General features: G+C 62.4%; 14 protein-coding genes and 1 riboswitch. Of the genes, 3 read left to right on the top strand and 11 right to left on the bottom strand.

Going from position 1 to position 14,881, the window contains the following annotated elements:
- Position 1 precedes the first annotated feature (1 nt).
- From cobJ to IHN22_RS01065, 6 genes are all read right to left on the bottom strand, one after another.
- Positions 2 to 739 (bottom strand): precorrin-3B C(17)-methyltransferase, encoded by a 738-nt coding sequence (cobJ, locus tag IHN22_RS01090; RefSeq protein ID WP_191433097.1) that lies wholly within the window; start codon positions 737 to 739, stop codon positions 2 to 4.
- Positions 736 to 1,725, bottom strand: coding sequence for a cobalt-precorrin 5A hydrolase (locus tag IHN22_RS01085; protein WP_191433096.1), 990 nt, complete (start codon positions 1,723 to 1,725; stop codon positions 736 to 738). The genes cobJ and IHN22_RS01085 overlap by 4 nt, the downstream gene beginning before the upstream one ends.
- Positions 1,722 to 2,477 carry a precorrin-4 C(11)-methyltransferase gene (gene cobM, locus IHN22_RS01080; RefSeq protein WP_191433095.1) on the bottom strand — a complete coding sequence of 252 codons (756 nt, stop codon included), beginning with the start codon at positions 2,475 to 2,477 and terminating at the stop codon, positions 1,722 to 1,724. Before cobM ends, IHN22_RS01085 begins: the two co-directional genes overlap by 4 nt.
- Before the next feature lie 46 nt (positions 2,478 to 2,523).
- Positions 2,524 to 3,660 (bottom strand): cobalt-precorrin-5B (C(1))-methyltransferase CbiD, encoded by a 1,137-nt coding sequence (gene cbiD, locus IHN22_RS01075; RefSeq protein ID WP_365813481.1) that lies wholly within the window; start codon positions 3,658 to 3,660, stop codon positions 2,524 to 2,526.
- Positions 3,661 to 3,754: 94 nt separating this feature from the next.
- A riboswitch (cobalamin riboswitch) is annotated at positions 3,755 to 3,938 on the bottom strand.
- 48 nt (positions 3,939 to 3,986) lie between these two features.
- Positions 3,987 to 4,439, bottom strand: coding sequence for a GNAT family N-acetyltransferase (locus IHN22_RS01070; protein WP_191433123.1), 453 nt, complete (start codon positions 4,437 to 4,439; stop codon positions 3,987 to 3,989).
- A gap of 2 nt (positions 4,440 to 4,441) precedes the next feature.
- Positions 4,442 to 6,877, bottom strand: a complete 2,436-nt coding sequence (locus IHN22_RS01065) for a cation-translocating P-type ATPase (RefSeq protein WP_191433094.1) — start codon at positions 6,875 to 6,877, stop codon at positions 4,442 to 4,444.
- Between the two features lie 189 nt (positions 6,878 to 7,066).
- Between IHN22_RS01065 and IHN22_RS01060 the strand changes: the two genes are divergently transcribed.
- Positions 7,067 to 7,330, top strand: a complete 264-nt coding sequence (locus IHN22_RS01060) for a hypothetical protein (protein ID WP_191433093.1) — start codon at positions 7,067 to 7,069, stop codon at positions 7,328 to 7,330.
- Positions 7,331 to 7,379: 49 nt separating this feature from the next.
- Here IHN22_RS01060 and IHN22_RS01055 read toward each other — a convergent pair whose 3' ends face one another.
- The 4 genes from IHN22_RS01055 to IHN22_RS01040 form a co-directional block, all read right to left on the bottom strand.
- Positions 7,380 to 8,330, bottom strand: coding sequence for an ROK family protein (locus IHN22_RS01055; protein ID WP_087187607.1), 951 nt, complete (start codon positions 8,328 to 8,330; stop codon positions 7,380 to 7,382).
- A gap of 90 nt (positions 8,331 to 8,420) precedes the next feature.
- The gene (locus tag IHN22_RS01050; protein WP_087187606.1) at positions 8,421 to 9,494 is read right to left on the bottom strand and encodes a lysylphosphatidylglycerol synthase transmembrane domain-containing protein; all 1,074 of its coding nucleotides are present in this window, start codon (positions 9,492 to 9,494) and stop codon (positions 8,421 to 8,423) included.
- Positions 9,494 to 10,582: an MGDG synthase family glycosyltransferase gene (locus IHN22_RS01045; protein ID WP_087187605.1), complete on the bottom strand. Its 1,089-nt coding sequence runs from the start codon at positions 10,580 to 10,582 to the stop codon at positions 9,494 to 9,496. Before IHN22_RS01045 ends, IHN22_RS01050 begins: the two co-directional genes overlap by 1 nt.
- 108 nt (positions 10,583 to 10,690) lie before the next feature.
- A complete protein-coding gene (locus tag IHN22_RS01040; protein WP_300985272.1) occupies positions 10,691 to 11,215 on the bottom strand; it encodes a 4'-phosphopantetheinyl transferase family protein in 525 nt (174 codons plus the stop codon).
- A 341-nt stretch (positions 11,216 to 11,556) separates the two neighbouring features.
- Between IHN22_RS01040 and IHN22_RS01035 the strand changes: the two genes are divergently transcribed.
- Together IHN22_RS01035 and IHN22_RS01030 are read left to right on the top strand one after the other, a co-directional pair.
- Positions 11,557 to 12,255 carry a response regulator transcription factor gene (locus IHN22_RS01035; protein ID WP_191433092.1) on the top strand — a complete coding sequence of 233 codons (699 nt, stop codon included), beginning with the start codon at positions 11,557 to 11,559 and terminating at the stop codon, positions 12,253 to 12,255.
- Between the two features lie 26 nt (positions 12,256 to 12,281).
- Positions 12,282 to 14,402, top strand: a complete 2,121-nt coding sequence (locus IHN22_RS01030; RefSeq protein ID WP_191433091.1) for a sensor histidine kinase — start codon at positions 12,282 to 12,284, stop codon at positions 14,400 to 14,402.
- A gap of 38 nt (positions 14,403 to 14,440) precedes the next feature.
- On the opposite strand, the gene nifU is transcribed toward IHN22_RS01030, so the two are convergent.
- Positions 14,441 to 14,881, bottom strand: a complete 441-nt coding sequence (gene nifU / locus IHN22_RS01025; RefSeq protein WP_191433090.1) for a Fe-S cluster assembly scaffold protein NifU — start codon at positions 14,879 to 14,881, stop codon at positions 14,441 to 14,443.

Raw genomic sequence — 14,881 nt, 5'->3', positions numbered from 1 at the left:
CTTATCCCCCCCGCTGGAGGTAGCCACGGGGAGTTACCATCTTACCGCCCAGCACCTTGGTCTGGCTATTGCCGATGAACACGGTGGTGAACATATCCACCTGGGTGTCCCGCAGCTGGGCCAGGGTGAGGAGCTTGCACTCCTCCCCTTCCCGGCCGATGTTGCGGACGGTACCGCACACGGTCTCCGGGTCCTTATCCCGCAGCAGGATGTCGCAGGCCCGCTGCAGATAGTCGGGCCGGTTCCGGCTGGAGGGGTTGTAGAGGCAGATGACGAAGTCCGCCTGGGCGGCGGCGCTCAAACGCTTCTCAATCTTCTCCCAGGGGGTGAGCAGATCGGACAGGGAGATCACCGCGAAGTCGTGGGTCAGGGGGGCGCCCAGCACAGCGGCGCCGCCGCAGGCGGCGGTGATGCCGGGCACCACTTCGATCTCGATGGGGTCATACTCCTGGGCCACCTCGTAGATGAGCCCCGCCATGCCGTACACGCCGGAATCGCCGGAGCACACCACCGCCACGTCCTTGCCGGTGAGGGCGGCCTCCACGGCAGCCCGGCAGCGGTCCACCTCCCGGCGCATCCCGGTGGACAGCACCTCTTTCTCCGGGAAATCCGGCTTGACCAGTTCAATATAGGCGGTATAGCCCACGATCAGGTCGCACCCTTCCAAAGCGGCCCGGGCACGGCCGGTGAGGTCGGCGCCCCCGCCGGGGCCCAGTCCGATGACAGTTACTTTTTTCATAGGATCTTCCTTCCCGCCACCGCCACGGTGACGCCGTTTTTTGCCTGCTTGGGCACCAGAATAGTCCCTCCGGCACACACTGCCGCCCGCTCGCACACGTTGTCCACCCCGGTGATATGGGCCACAAAGGCGGATGGGGTGAAGGTTCCCTCCGCCTGTTCCAGCTCCACCGCCGAAAAGACGGACAGGGGCAGGTTATGGGCGGCACAGAAGGCCAGCAGGCCGGGCTCGTTTTCTTTCAGATCAATGGTGGCCACCTGGGTCACCGCCTGGGCTTCATAGCCGGACAGGGCCTCATCCACCGCCGTCTGGATGGTCTCCATGGGAGTTCCTCTCCGGCAGCCAATGCCCAGGACCAGCCCCTTAGGGGCCAGCCGCAGGGTTCGGGAAAAGGGTCCCTTTTCCCTCCGGTAGGTGACCCACACACCCAGCTCCGCCGGGCCGCGAGTCAGTCCCGCCGGGCAGGGGTGGTCAAAGTCGCTGGCAAAGCCCACGCCCTTCCCCTCCAGCAGAGCGGCGGAGATCTCCTTGGCCAGCACCCGGTCGGTGATGACCATGTCCCGCTCCCTGGCCCACACGTCCACGGCGAACAGGCCGTTGACGTCGGTGGCGGTGGACACCGCCGCCTGACCGCCGGTAAGGGCGGCCACCTTCACCGCCAGCTCATTGGCCCCTCCCACATGACCGGACAGCAGGGGGATGGCAAACCGCCCCGTCTCGTCCACGCTTATCACGGCGGGGTCGGTAAATTTATCCCTCACATGGGGGGCAATGGCCCGGACGGCGATGCCTGCCGCTCCCACAAAGATCAAAGCGTCCGCTTCGGTCCAGGCTTTTTCCGTCCAGCCCTCCAGGCTGTCATAGGCCTCCGCCCCCACTTCAGGGGCGAACCGGGCAGGCACATGGAGGGTGGCCTCCAGCGCGTCAGCCAGGGTACGGCCCAAAGCCGCCCCCCGCCGGGTAAAGGCAATGATGGCCGCCGTCACTTGCTGGCCTCCCGGAATTCATGGGTAAAGGTGGGGTCGTACAGCTTGGACCGCTGGTAATCATCCCCCAGAAAATAACCGATGGTAATGAGGGCCGTCTTGGTTACATGGTTCTCCTTGGCGGTTTTCGCCAGGGTGGACACGGTGCAGCGGTACACCTTTTCCTCCGGCCAGGTAGCCTTGTACACGATGGCCGCCGGGGTATCGGGCGCATAGCCCCCCGCCATCAGCTCCTCCTCCACCTGCTCCAGCAGGCCGGTGGACAAGAAGAGCACCATGGTGCAGCCGTGGGAGGCCATCTTCCGCAGCTGCTCCCCCTCAGGCACCGGGGTGCGGCCCGCCATGCGGGTGATGATAACCGACTGTGATACATCGGGCAGAGTATACTCCGCGCAGAGGGCAGCAGCCGCTCCGGAGAAGGAGGACACGCCGGGGGTCACATCGTAAGAGATGCCCAGCTGATCCAGCTCATCCATCTGCTCCCGGTGGGCGCCGTACAGAGAGGGATCGCCGGTATGGAGCCGGACGGTAGTGCCCCCCCTGGCCTCGGTCTCCTTCATCACCTCGATGACCTCTTCCAGGGTCATCTTGGCGCTGTCATAGACCTGGCAGCCTTCCTTTTTATAATCCAGCAGGGCGGGGTTCACCAGGGAACCGGCGTAGATGATCACATCCGCCTCCCCCAGCAGCCTGGCGCCCCGCACGGTGATGAGATCGGCCCCACCGGGGCCCGCGCCGATGAAATGTACCATAATCGAAACTCCTATCTGTACCGGCGGGCGGCCGTAAAGGCCGCCCCTACGATTGATATTGATGCAGGGCCAGCAATTTCCCGGCCCCTGTTGTCTTGCCCAGCAGTCCGTACTGGTTGGAGAAGAACACCGCCTCAATGGCCAGATCGGGTCCGGCCCGGTGGTGCAATACCTCCTCCAGGGCCTGGGCAATGGAGGCCATCACCGGCTCCAGCAGCCCCTCCTCTTTCAGCAGCTCCACCCCGGCATCGGTGGTGGGGCAGGCAAAGAGGGCTTTCAGCAGCGCCGGGCTCCCGCCCGCCAGGGCAGCGTGGGCGGTGAGGGTCTCCCGCCGGCCGTCGGCCACCTTGGAGTGGGTGTTCATGTTCCCCGCCGCCACTTTAATCAGCTTGCCCAGGTGGCCCACCAGCAGGAAGGATCGGAAGCCCAGCCCGGCAGCGTGGTCGATGGCGTGACCCAGATAGTTGCTGCAGGTGCAGCGGTGGGTCAAGTCCAGGCCCAGAGTCCCCTCCGCGAAGGAGTCCCCGTAGTTGCCGGGGGTGACCAGCAGCTCGGTCACGCCTGCGGCTTTGGCTATATCCTGCTCCAGGTAGAGGGAGTCGATGAGGGCGGCCTCGCTCATGGGGCGGACGATACCGCTGGTGCCCAGGATGGAGATGCCCCCTTCAATACCCAGACGGGGGTTGAAGGTGTGGGCGGCCAGCGTCTCTCCCTCCGGAACCGAAATGGTGATGGACAGCCCGCCGGTATAGCCCGCCCTGGCCATCTCCTCCTCCGCCTGGTGCCGGATCATCATCCGGGGGGTGGAGTTGATGGCAGCTGCGCCTACCGGCTGGTCCAGCCCGGGCCGGGTCACCCGGCCCACGCCGGTACCGCCGTCGATGATAATGCCGGGGGCGCCGGTTTTTTCCGCCCGGGCAAAAATCAGGGTACCGTTTGTCACATCCGGATCGTCCCCGCCGTCCTTCCGGACGGCACAGCTGGCCCAGCCGGTTCCGGCGGACTGCTCCAGCAGTTCAGCCTCCACCGTGATCCCCGCAGGGGTATCCACCCGCACTGCGGGCAAAGCCTCCCCGGTAAGCAGCAGCCGGACCGCCCCGGCTGTAGCGGCGGCGGCACAAGTGCCGGTGGTATAGCCGCAGCGCAGCTGCTTGTTCCCCACCGGGATATACAGTTCCAGCACCAGACCGCCTCCTTCGACACAAAAAGGCCCTCCCCAGCTTTGGGGAGGGCCTTTTTCAATGAAAAAATGCCGCACCTCTCCACCTCAGAGCTACGCAATACGGTATCCCTGCAGCGGGTCTCCTGGCTTGCGTTTCCTCCTCCGGCGCACCTTCTCAGCCCAACGGGCCAATGGTATTCGCGCCTTCGTCCACGCTTACAGTAGAGGTAAGACTGCGCCGGATTTGCACCGGCTTCCCCTTTCGCGGCACTGCCGCAACTGCGGATACAATTCAATTCTCCGCTCATTATATCAGGGTTCAGGGGAAAAGTAAAGGTAATTTCTTGTCATATGGGCGCACGGGCCGGTTCCCGTGCCATGACAAAATTGGTCAATTTGACCCCATGGCGCTCCACCTGCTGCTCCCGCTCCACCCGCCAGCCCCGGTGTTCAAAGAAGGGCCGGGCGGTAAGAGAAGCATGGGTCAGCCGGGCGCCGGGCAGGCCGTCGCACAGGGCGGTGGCAATCCCCCGGCCCTGGAGATCCTTATGGACATAGAGCCGGTCCAGGTAGCCGTCGTCGGCCAGATCGGCAAAGCCAGCCACCATCCCGTCCCACTCCGCCACCAAAGTAGTGTGGGCCTGAAAGGAGGCATCCCAGGCCGCCAGATCCACCTGTCCGTCGGCCCAGGCATCCAGCTGCTCCGGGGTGTAGTCCTGTCCGCACACCCCATGAACCGTCTGATAAAAGAGCTCCGCCAGAATGGGGCAGTCCGACGGACGGTAGGGCCGTACCGTCAGACTCATGTGCGGCGCCTCATATGTCTGGCCTTGTCCCACAGCAGGGCGCCGTACTGACATACCTTCAGCAGCACGTTCATCACCGGGTAGGACAGGCACAGGAACACCACCAGCACCAGGAAGGACTGGATGGTCAGCTGGCTCAGGCCAAAGCTGGCCCCGAACCAGATGATGGCCACCGCGGAGGAGGCAGACATGGCGATCATCAGTACCCGCCGCTTCCAGTCGAAGGGCTTACACACCTGATAGAGCACCAGCAGGCCGATGACCACCAGCAGGATGGTAGACATAGTGGACAACTCATCGGTGGTAAAGCCAAAGACCAGATAGAAGGCCTCCAGCCCCAGCACGATGATCAGGTCGGTGAGGCCGCCGGGCAGGGCTGCCCGGAACACGTTGGTAAGAAATTTTCCCTTTACCAGGGCGTGGTTGGGCTCCAGAGCCAGGAAGAGGGAGGGCACGCCGATGGTGACGGCGCTGAGGAAGGAGATCTGCAGCGGGGTCACCGGGTAGGGGAAGGTGGCGAACAGGGAGATGATAGACAGGAAAAAGGAGAAGATGTTTTTCACCAGATAGAGGGCGGCGGCCCGCTGGATGTTATTGATGACCCGGCGGCCCTCGGCCACCACCTTGGGCATGGCGGCAAAGTCGGAGTTAAGGAGCACCAGCTGGGCGGCGTGGCAGGCGGCCTCCGCACCGGAAGCCATGGCAATGCCGCAGTCGGCGTCCTTCAGGGCCAGTACGTCGTTGACGCCGTCGCCGGTCATGGCCACGGTGTGACCCGCCCGCTGGAGGGCCTGGACCAGCTTGCGCTTCTGGTCGGGGGTGACCCGGCCGAACACGGTAAATTCCCGCACCGCCCGGTCCATGTCGGCATCGGAGTGGAGGGTGGCGGCGTCCACATAGCGGTCCGCCCCCTGGATGCCCGCCTGACGGGCCACCTCGGCCACCGTCACCGGGTTATCGCCGGAAATGACCTTAACGGCCACCTTCTGCTCGGCAAAGAACTGGAAGGTCTTGGGCGCCGATTCCCGCACCCGGTTGGACAGCAGTACCAGGGCCATGGGGCACACCCGCCGTGGGTCCAGCCCCTTCTGGTCGGGCATCCCCTGGTATTCTGCGGCCAACAGCACCCGGTAGCCCTTGGCGGACCAGGGGTCCACCTGCTCCTTCAGATCCCCGTACCGGGGCCCCAGGATGAACTCGGGAGCGCCCACCAGATAGGCGCCGTGGCCGGGAAAGACGGCGGCGCTCCACTTGGTGGCGGAGGTGAAGGGGATGGTCTTTTCCGCGTGCCAGGCCGACCGGCCGTGGAACTTCTTCTGCATGGCCCGGGCAGTATCGTTGTCCGCCTCGGAAACCTGATAAAAGGCGTTGAGGATCTCGGTGACCTCGGTCTCGGCGTACTTTTCCGGGTCCAGGTACACCACCTCGCCCACCTCCATCCGGGGCTCAGTGATGGTGCCTGTCTTGTCCACGCACAGCACATCCACCCGTGCCAGGGTCTCGATGCAGTTCATATCCTGGGCCAGCACCTTGCCCTGGGCCAGCCGGATCATGCTCACCGCCAGAGCCACGCTGGTCAGCAGGTAGAGGCCCTCGGGGATCATGCCGATGAGGGCAGCCACCGTGGACACCACCGTCTCCTGGAAGGTGCGGCCCACGATGAAAAATTCCTTGGCAAACAGGGCGATGCCGATGGGGATGAGCAGGATACCGATGACCCGGATCAGCTTGTCCAGGGAGGACATCATCTCGCTCTTGCCCACGGTGACGTCCTTTTTGGCCTCCAGGGTAAGGCGGGCGGCGTAGGACTCCGCCCCCACCCGGTCCAGCCGGGCCCGGCAGCGTCCCGCCACCACAAAGGAACCGGAGAGCAGGGCGTCTCCCGGCCGCTTGATAATGGCATCGGCCTCGCCGGTAATGAGGGCCTCGTTGACCTGGACCTGACCGGCCAGCACCGTGGCGTCGGCAGGGATCTGATCGCCGGAGGCCAGCTCGGCCACGTCGTCCCGCACCAGATGGGAGGCGGGCACCGAGCCCAGCTGCCCCTCCCGCACCACGTTAGCCCGGGGAGCCGCCAGCAGGTTCAGCTTGTCAATGGTGTGCTTGGAGCGCAACTGCTGCAAAATGCCGATGCCGGTGTTGGCCATGGCGATGAGCAGGAACAAAAGGTCCTCCACCGATCCCACAAAGATCAGCAGAGCGGCCAGCACCACAAAGATGAAGTTGAAGAAGGTAAAGACGTTGGCCCGCACGATCTGCCCCACGGTCTTGGTGGGGGATTCCACCGGATCGTTGGCCCAGCCGTTCTGCTGGCGCTCCCGCACCTGGGCCATGGTCAGGCCCAGATTGGGATCGGCGCTCACCCGGGGCACATCCCGCCGGGGACGGGGGACAGCCTGAGGAGATGGATGCTGTTTCTGCTTGCCTTTCATGTAGTCGCCCTCAATACTGTAAATTCCGCCCTCAGGGCGGACAATTTCCAAAATCTTGTCACATTATAGCCGATTTTTTCAGCGCATACAAGGCCGCCGGATAAATCTTAACCAATTCTCCACAATTTCTTAAGTCCGGGGCATGGAGCCCCTCCTTCTCCGCTATACTGGAACCAAAGGAGGGGTATCATGGAGCCCATTTCAGACAAGATGCAGGTCCTGCTCCGGCTGGCGCTGTGCGGCGGCGGCGCCGCCCTGCTGTACGCGGGCGCCCTCAAGCTGCCCGCTCTGGAGGAGCGCCGTCCCTGGCTGGAGGAACACCGGCTTCAGGTCATTGCTCTGGGGGCGGCGGCGCTGTTCGGCCTGTCCCTGCTGGCCTTTCCCCGGCCGGAGGATGGGAAGGAGCAGGAAGAGTTCGGCTGTTGCTGCGACGGCTACGAGCCGGTGGAGTAAGCCGCCCCAAAAGCACAGGGCCCGCCGGATGGCGGGCCCTGTTTCGGACTTATCGGAAAAGAGGCAGCAGGGCCGCGCCGATGATACCGGCGTCGTTGCCCAGAGCCGCCCGCACCAGCCGGGTACGGTGGACGCTGTTGCGGGCGTAGTCCTCCCGATTCAGGATGTAGCGCACGGGAGCCATCAGCGTCTCCCCCTGGGCGGAGGGTCCACCGCCGATGCAGAACACTTCCGGCTGGAAGATGTTCACCAGGCTGGCCACACCGCAGCCCAGGTAATCCACATACTCATCGATGACCTTTCCGGCGGCCGCGTCGCCCAGGGCGGCGGCGTCAAAGGGGGTGCGGCCGTTGACCGCCTCCAGAGTGCCCGCCAACTCCCACAGCTTGGAGTCGGGGTGTTCCTCCATGACCTCACGGGTCCGTTTGATGAGGGCGGTAGCGGAGCAGTAGGCTTCAAAGCAGCCCTTCCGGCCGCAGGTACACAGCCGGCCGTCGTGCTCAATGACAAAGTGGCCCACTTCCATGCCGGCGTAGTTGAAGCCGGTATACAGCTTGCCGTTGAGGACAGCGCCGCCGCCCACACCGGTACCCAGGGTAATGGCGATCATGGACTGGCTGCCCTTGCCGGCGCCGGCGGCAAATTCGCCCAGAGCGGCGGCATTGGCGTCGTTCTCCAGGTAGATCTTTTTGTTCAGCCGCTCCTCCATCAGGGCGGTGAGGGGCACATTGGAAAAGTCCAGGTTGGACCAGAACCGGATCACGCCGGTATCAGGCTCAATGGTACCGGGGGAACCAATGCCCACCGACTCAATATCATCCATGGACAGGCCCACCTGCTCCACCGCCGCCCGGGAGGCTGCCGCCATCTGATCGGCTACCTGTTCCGCCGGCACACCCCGGGGGGTTGGCAGACTGACCTTGCCCAAAAGTTCACCGTTTTCAGTCACCACAGCGGCAGCCACGTTGGTGCCGCCCAGATCGATCCCCAAATAGTACATCATCCCGCCTCCTTTGTTCTTCTCCCTGATTATAATGCACCCGGCCCGGCGGCACAAGAGGAAAAAACGGCGTCCATAGGACGCCGTTTTTCAGGTCACGATAGGCCCCCGGGCCTGCTTAGGGTAAGGGGTGGAATCCTCCATTCTCCGCTGGCGGCGGGTCCGCAGATGGACCGCCAGCGCGACAATGGCGCTGATCACCAGGAAGGAGTAGAAGCTGATGCCCCGGGACACCAGCACGGCAGGCGTCACCAGGCTGGAACCGAAGAAGAGGGCCATGGCGGTCACAAAGCCGCCCTCAGAGGCGCCCACGGCGCCGGGCAGCGGCAGATTGGCCACCGCCAGGGTCACCAGCGCCTGGGTGGCGATGATCTCCAGCGGACTGGCGCCCGACAGGCCGAAGGCGTAATATACCGCCACAGGAACGGAGAAGAGCGCGGTGAGCTGGACGATGGTGATGAGCACCAGGCCCACCATCATGCCCGGATTCTGTTTGACGCACTGGGCACCCTTGTGGTACTCTTCCATCTGCTTCTCCAGCCGCTGGCGGGCCTTGTCCCCATTGCGGATGATGCGCACCTTCACCAGCAGTTTGAGCACGCCGCCGGTGAGCTTGCGGGCAGCGTTGGGCAGGAACATGAGGGAGAGCATTCCCACCGTCAGGCTTCCGTTGACCACCACACCGTAGAGCAGCAGCAGTCCCAGACCGCTCCCCAGATTCTGCACCAGATAAAAGTGGGTCAGGGCCGCCGCCAGAGCATAGACGATGACCACCGCCTGATAACACACCGCGATGAGCATCATATTCAGCGCGCCGTGGGCCGCCGGGATATTGTCCTTGGACATATAGTAGACCTGGGCCGGCTGACCGCCAGTAGAGGAGGGGGTAATGGAACTGACATAAAAGCCCACAAAGGAATAACCCAGACAGCGGCGGTAGCGCACCTTATGGCCCAGACGCCCCAAAACGATCCTGGAACACAGGGCCTCGCTGCCCACAAACACAAACATCATACCCAGCCCCATCAGCAGCCACAGCGGATTGAGCTGCCGCAGGGTGCTGGCCAGCCGCGAGAAGGACATATCCCGGAGCAGCATATAGCCGGTAAAGGCCATGAGAGCCAGGATCAGCCCGATACCGACCAAGCTCTTCCGTTTGTCCATCAGGCGCACACCCCTTTTCCCGCAGTGAGCCGGGCCAGGATATGGGTCAGGCTCTCCTGCTCCAGCTGTTCTTTCAATGCGTGCATTTTAGCCGACATATCCGCCAGCGTATAGTCGTCATAAATCAGTTCCCGAATGGCGGTCAGGCACTCGTCGGGCTCCTTGGCCGCCACACGGCCCAGTCCCCGCTTCACCAGGAAACGGGCGTTGTTCTTCTCCTGCTCCAGGAAGGGCTCCCAGGCCAGAATGGGCAGCTCGGAGAAAATGCTCTCAAACATGGTGATGCCGCCGGGCTTGGTGAGCACCAGGTCGGCCCAGGCCATATATTCATAGACCCGGTCGGTAAAGCCGATCACCCGGATGTTCTCATATTTGTTGACCAGCCGGTCGTACAGCTTCTGGTTGCGGCCGGTAATGATGGTGGTATGTACGCCGGGCATGGTGTCCAGCGCCTCATAGAAGGAATCCTTCCGGGGCATCATGCCCAGGCCGCCGCCCATAATGAGCAGGTTGCGTTCCTTTCGGTCGCCCCGGTGGACGGGCAGCTTGAACTCCGCCCGGACGGGAATACCGGTGACATAGATGATGTCCCGGTTGACCCCCTTGGCCGCCAGCCGCTCCCTGATCTCCTCGGTACCCACCAGATAGCAGTCGGTAACCCGGTGGATCCACTCGGAATGGCTGGTCAGGTCGGTGACGCAGGTCACCATGGGCAGGCTGCTCCCCGTCTCCTTCTTCCAGCGGGCCACAATGCGGGCACAGATGGGATGAGTGGCGATGATCACATCGGGCCGCTTGCGCTCGAAGAGCTCCTCCACCCGGTCGGGGCACTGCTCATCATTCAGGGGCCGTTCGTCGGAATCCTTGTTCTGGGTAAACTTATAATAAAGGTTGAACAGTCCGCTGCCCCGGGTCACCAGGACATTGAACCACTTGTACATGGACTCGGAGTTGTGGTTGGTATAGGCGATCAGGTCCATGACCTCCACCTGTGCTTCCGGGAAAGCCCGCAGCAGCTGCTGACGCAGGGACATGGAGGCCGACCAGTGGCCCATGCCGAACTTACCCGTTACGATCAGGATATTCACGCTGCTCCCTCCTCACGATACTCTTTCTCATGGTCAAGTATAGCGGGTGTTCTTTTAGAAAATCAGAGCCTGTTTCTTAAAAAGATATTAAGAAAAAGAAACAGATTGTCACTTTCCCGCCCAGACCTGCCGGGGCAGGGGCTCTTTTCCAGCGGTACACACCGCCGCCCGCCAGTCCGGACCGGCGTAGGCCCCAAAGCGCAGGCCGTCTTGTTCCCCCGTCTGTCCCGGCTCCAGCAGAGGCACGCCAATGGTCCGGGGCGCTTGACGCAGGCCGGTCCCCAGGCACTTGACCTTGGCCTCCTTCAGGGTCCACAGGGTATACAGGCTTCCCCAGTCTCCCCCCCGGTCCTGGAACCAGGCAAATTCCTTCTCCGAGAGGACATAACGGGCCAATCCTGCCCGCCGGGGCCGCACCCGCTCTACATCCACCCCCAGCGGAGCCTCACCTGCCCCGCACAGGGCCAGGCCGCCGCTGTGGCTCAAGTTGAAGTGCAGGCCGGGCACATCCGGAAACCAGGGCTTCCCCGACTCCATGCGGGCCACCCGGGGCAGTTCCGTCCGGCCAAAGTTCTCCCTGATCAGACGGGCCAGCAGCGCCCAGGCGTCGCCTTCCTCCATCCGGAGCACCATCGTTGCCTGCCTCCTTCCCCAGCCATAAAAAGACGGCGAGCCCCGCCGGCCGCTTCACGGCACGGCAGGGACGCCGCAATATGCGTTTATTCATCATTATATCCGTCCGTCTCCCAATCCGCAAGTCTTTTTTACGTCACGATACCATTTTTCACAGTTTTTTCCTCTTCGTTGAAAAAGAAGAAGAGGCCATTTACCCCTGCATTTGCTTTTACCGGTGGTTGGAGGTACAATGAGATATAACACGCATCAGACCAGACGCTCTTAAAGGCTTTTTAAACAAATTCCCGTTCCGCCCTTAAAAGACGTCTGCTATTCTTTACAGCATACGAGGTGAGCCTATGTATACCATTCTCGTCTGTGATGACGACCGCGACATTGTTTCCGCCCTGGACATCTACCTGACCAGCGAAGGTTACCGCACCGTCAAGGCCTACGACGGACTGGAGGCCATCAAGGCAGCCGAGGCCCAGCCGGTGGACCTGATCCTGATGGACATCATGATGCCCGGCCTGGACGGCATCCGGGCTACCGCCAAGCTGCGGGAAAAGTTCAATGTTCCCATTATCCTGCTCACCGCCAAAAGTGAGGATGCCGACAAGGTTCTGGGGCTGAACATCGGCGCCGACGACTACATCACAAAGCCCTTCAACCCCATCGAGGTCATCGCCCGGGTGAAGAGCCAGCTGCGGCGGTATACCAGCCTGGGCGGCAAAAGCGGCACCAGCGAAAACACTCAACTGCTCACCAACGGCGGCATTGTCCTGGACGACAGCGCCAAGTCGGTCACCGTGGATGGGGACCAGGTGAACCTGACTCCCCTGGAATACAATATTCTCCTTCTGCTGCTGAAAAATCCCGGCCGGGTCTTTTCCACCAGCCAGATTTACGAACTGGTATGGAACGATCCCTCCCTGGGTTCGGAGAACACCGTGGCAGTCCATATCCGTCACCTGAGAGAAAAAATCGAGATCGATCCGGCCAACCCCAGATACATTAAAGTGGTGTGGGGGCTTGGCTACAAGATGGAAAAGCTTTGACCCATTCAAAAGGAGGGGGAAACACCATGAAAAAACTGGGGACCCGGCTGGCGGTGAAGGCGATCGCCTTCCTTCTGGCCCTGGGCACCGGCGTTGGGGGCTTCTGGGCCACCCTGTTTATCCTCTCCCAGTGGGACACCCTGTGGACCGGCGTAGGCTACTACTCCAGCAACTCCTGCGCCCAATACATGAGCAACCGCATGGTGCAGGTGGAAGAACTGGCCCGATTGCTCCAGTATCAGGCCTGGGAGGCTCCGCTGTCCTACCTGGACCAGCAGCGCCTCAGCGACCTGGAATATGCGCTGGACAGCGAGCGCACCAATTTCTGCTTTACCATCCGGCGCAATGACAGCGGCGCGCTGGTCTACTCCAATCTGGAGGACGGAAAAACGGTGGAGAGCAGCGTCCATACCGTCCTGCGGGATTCCATTGACGTCACCTACAACGACGGCGGCGAGCGCCGGAAGGATTACTTTGTATGGAACGGAGAAAAGCAGTTTTATCTGCTCTATGTGGTGCTGGACAACGGCACCGAGCAGCTGCTCACCCCTACCGACGCCGCCCTGGCAGCTCAATACGGCTACACCTTTAACGGAAACTCCTGGGACTACAACCAGGCCCAGGACAGCCGCCTGCTCTATATGGATCTGGCCATTGAATACGGCGTGGCCTATCCCCTGTCGGTCCACGACGAGTTCTGGGACAGCTCTCAGGATTTCAGCGAATATGCCCGGTATCTGCCCGCTCTGGCGGTGCTCACCGTGGTGCTGGATGTATCCTGTGTGCTGACCTGTGTCTTTTTGTGCCGGGTGGTGGGACGCCGTCCCGGCAGAGAGGATATCGTCCCCAGCCGGTTTGACCGTATTCCTCTGGACCTGCTGGTGCTGCTGGAACTCTGGGTCATCATCCTGCTGCTGACCGGCGGCGATCCCATGGCAGTGGCCCTTAACTCCAACGGCCCGTCCACCGATGTGGTGGTGGGGCTGGCCCTCGTCTCCAGCGGGGTGGGTCTGTGTCTGCTCTCCTCCCTGCTCACCCTTACGACCCGCATCCGCACCAAAACCCTGTGGACCAACACCCTTGTTTGGCGGCTGATCCAGGTACTGGGCCGGGCGATCCGCAACGCCGCCCACAGCTGGCCCCTGACCGGGCGGGTCATCGTGCTCTTTCTGCTCTATCTGGTGGGTACCTACCTCACCGCCCTCACCATAGTGCTTGTTCCTGTCTACCAGGGCCTGGTGCTGTGGCTGCTGTGCCGGTGGGCCATCCAGTGGCACCGGGTCCGCCAGGGCACCGACCACATTCTGGGCGCAGATCCCAGCTTTAAGATCGACACCAGGGGCCTGTACCACGACCTGGCCCAGCACGCCAAGCAGCTCAACGACCTGGGCGGCACCATTAGCCAGGCAGTGGATGAGCGCATCCGCAGCGAACGTTTCCGGGCGGAGCTCATCACCAACGTATCCCACGACCTGAAAACCCCCCTGACCTCCATTATCAACTATGTGGACCTGCTGAAGAAGCAGCCCATTGACAACCCCCAGGTCCAATCCTATATTGAGGTACTCACCCGGAAAAGCCAGCGGCTGAAAAAGCTGACCGAGGATCTGGTGGAGGCCTCCAAAGCCTCCACCGGCACCCTGCCCGTCCATCTGGAGCGGCTGGGCATGGTGCAGCTGGTCCAGCAGGCCCTGGGAGAATTTGAGGAGCGATTTGCCCAGAGTAATCTGGCGGTGGTCACCCTCTACCCGGAGGAAGAGGTGTGGATCATGGCGGATGGCCACCACCTGTGGCGGGTCATCGACAACCTGCTGTCCAACTGCAACAAGTACGCCCTGGAGGGCACCCGGGTCTATCTGGAGATCACCCGCCGGGATAACAGCGCCGTATTCGCGGTGAAAAACATCTCCCGGCAGCAGCTCAACATCCCCCCCGAGCAGCTGATGGAGCGCTTTGTCCGTGGGGACACCTCCCGCACCACCGACGGCTCCGGCCTGGGGCTGTCCATTGCCCGCAGCCTCACCGAACTGCAGCACGGCCAGTTCGATCTGAGCATTGACGGCGATCTGTTTAAGGCCACCGTCACCTTCCAGCTGGCTCCCCCGCCCAAGGCGGAGACGGAGCCCCAGCTTCCTTCGCCCGCATAGCAAAAACGTCCTGCCGTTTTCACGGCAGGACGTTTTCGTTATCCGCAGGAGGAGCAGCAGTGCCCCTCCTCACAGTCGCAGGGCAGTTTAAGGAACTCGGGCACCGGCTCCCCCTTCTTCTGATAGTAGTCGGCCAGAGCCGCCTTGATGGCCTCCTCCGCCAGCACGGAACAGTGCATCTTGTGGGCGGGCAGCCCGTCCAGGGCCTCAGCCACGGCGGCATTGGTAAGGGTCATGGCCTCGGCAATGGTCTTGCCCTTGATCATCTCGGTGGCCATAGAAGAGGTAGCGATGGCGGAACCGCAGCCGAAGGTCTTGAACTTCACGTCGGTAATAACGTCGCCGTCGATCTTCAGATACATCTTCATGATGTCGCCGCACTTGGGGTTGCCCACCTGGCCCACCCCGTCGGCGTTCTCGATCTCCCCCACGTTGCGGGGATGCTCAAAATGGTCCATTACTTTATCTGAATACAGCAT

This window comes from Flavonifractor sp. An112, from assembly GCF_904377885.1.
In the GTDB taxonomy this organism is placed as follows: domain Bacteria; phylum Bacillota; class Clostridia; order Oscillospirales; family Oscillospiraceae; genus Flavonifractor; species Flavonifractor avicola.
This window is presented reverse-complemented; position numbering and strand designations above follow the sequence as displayed.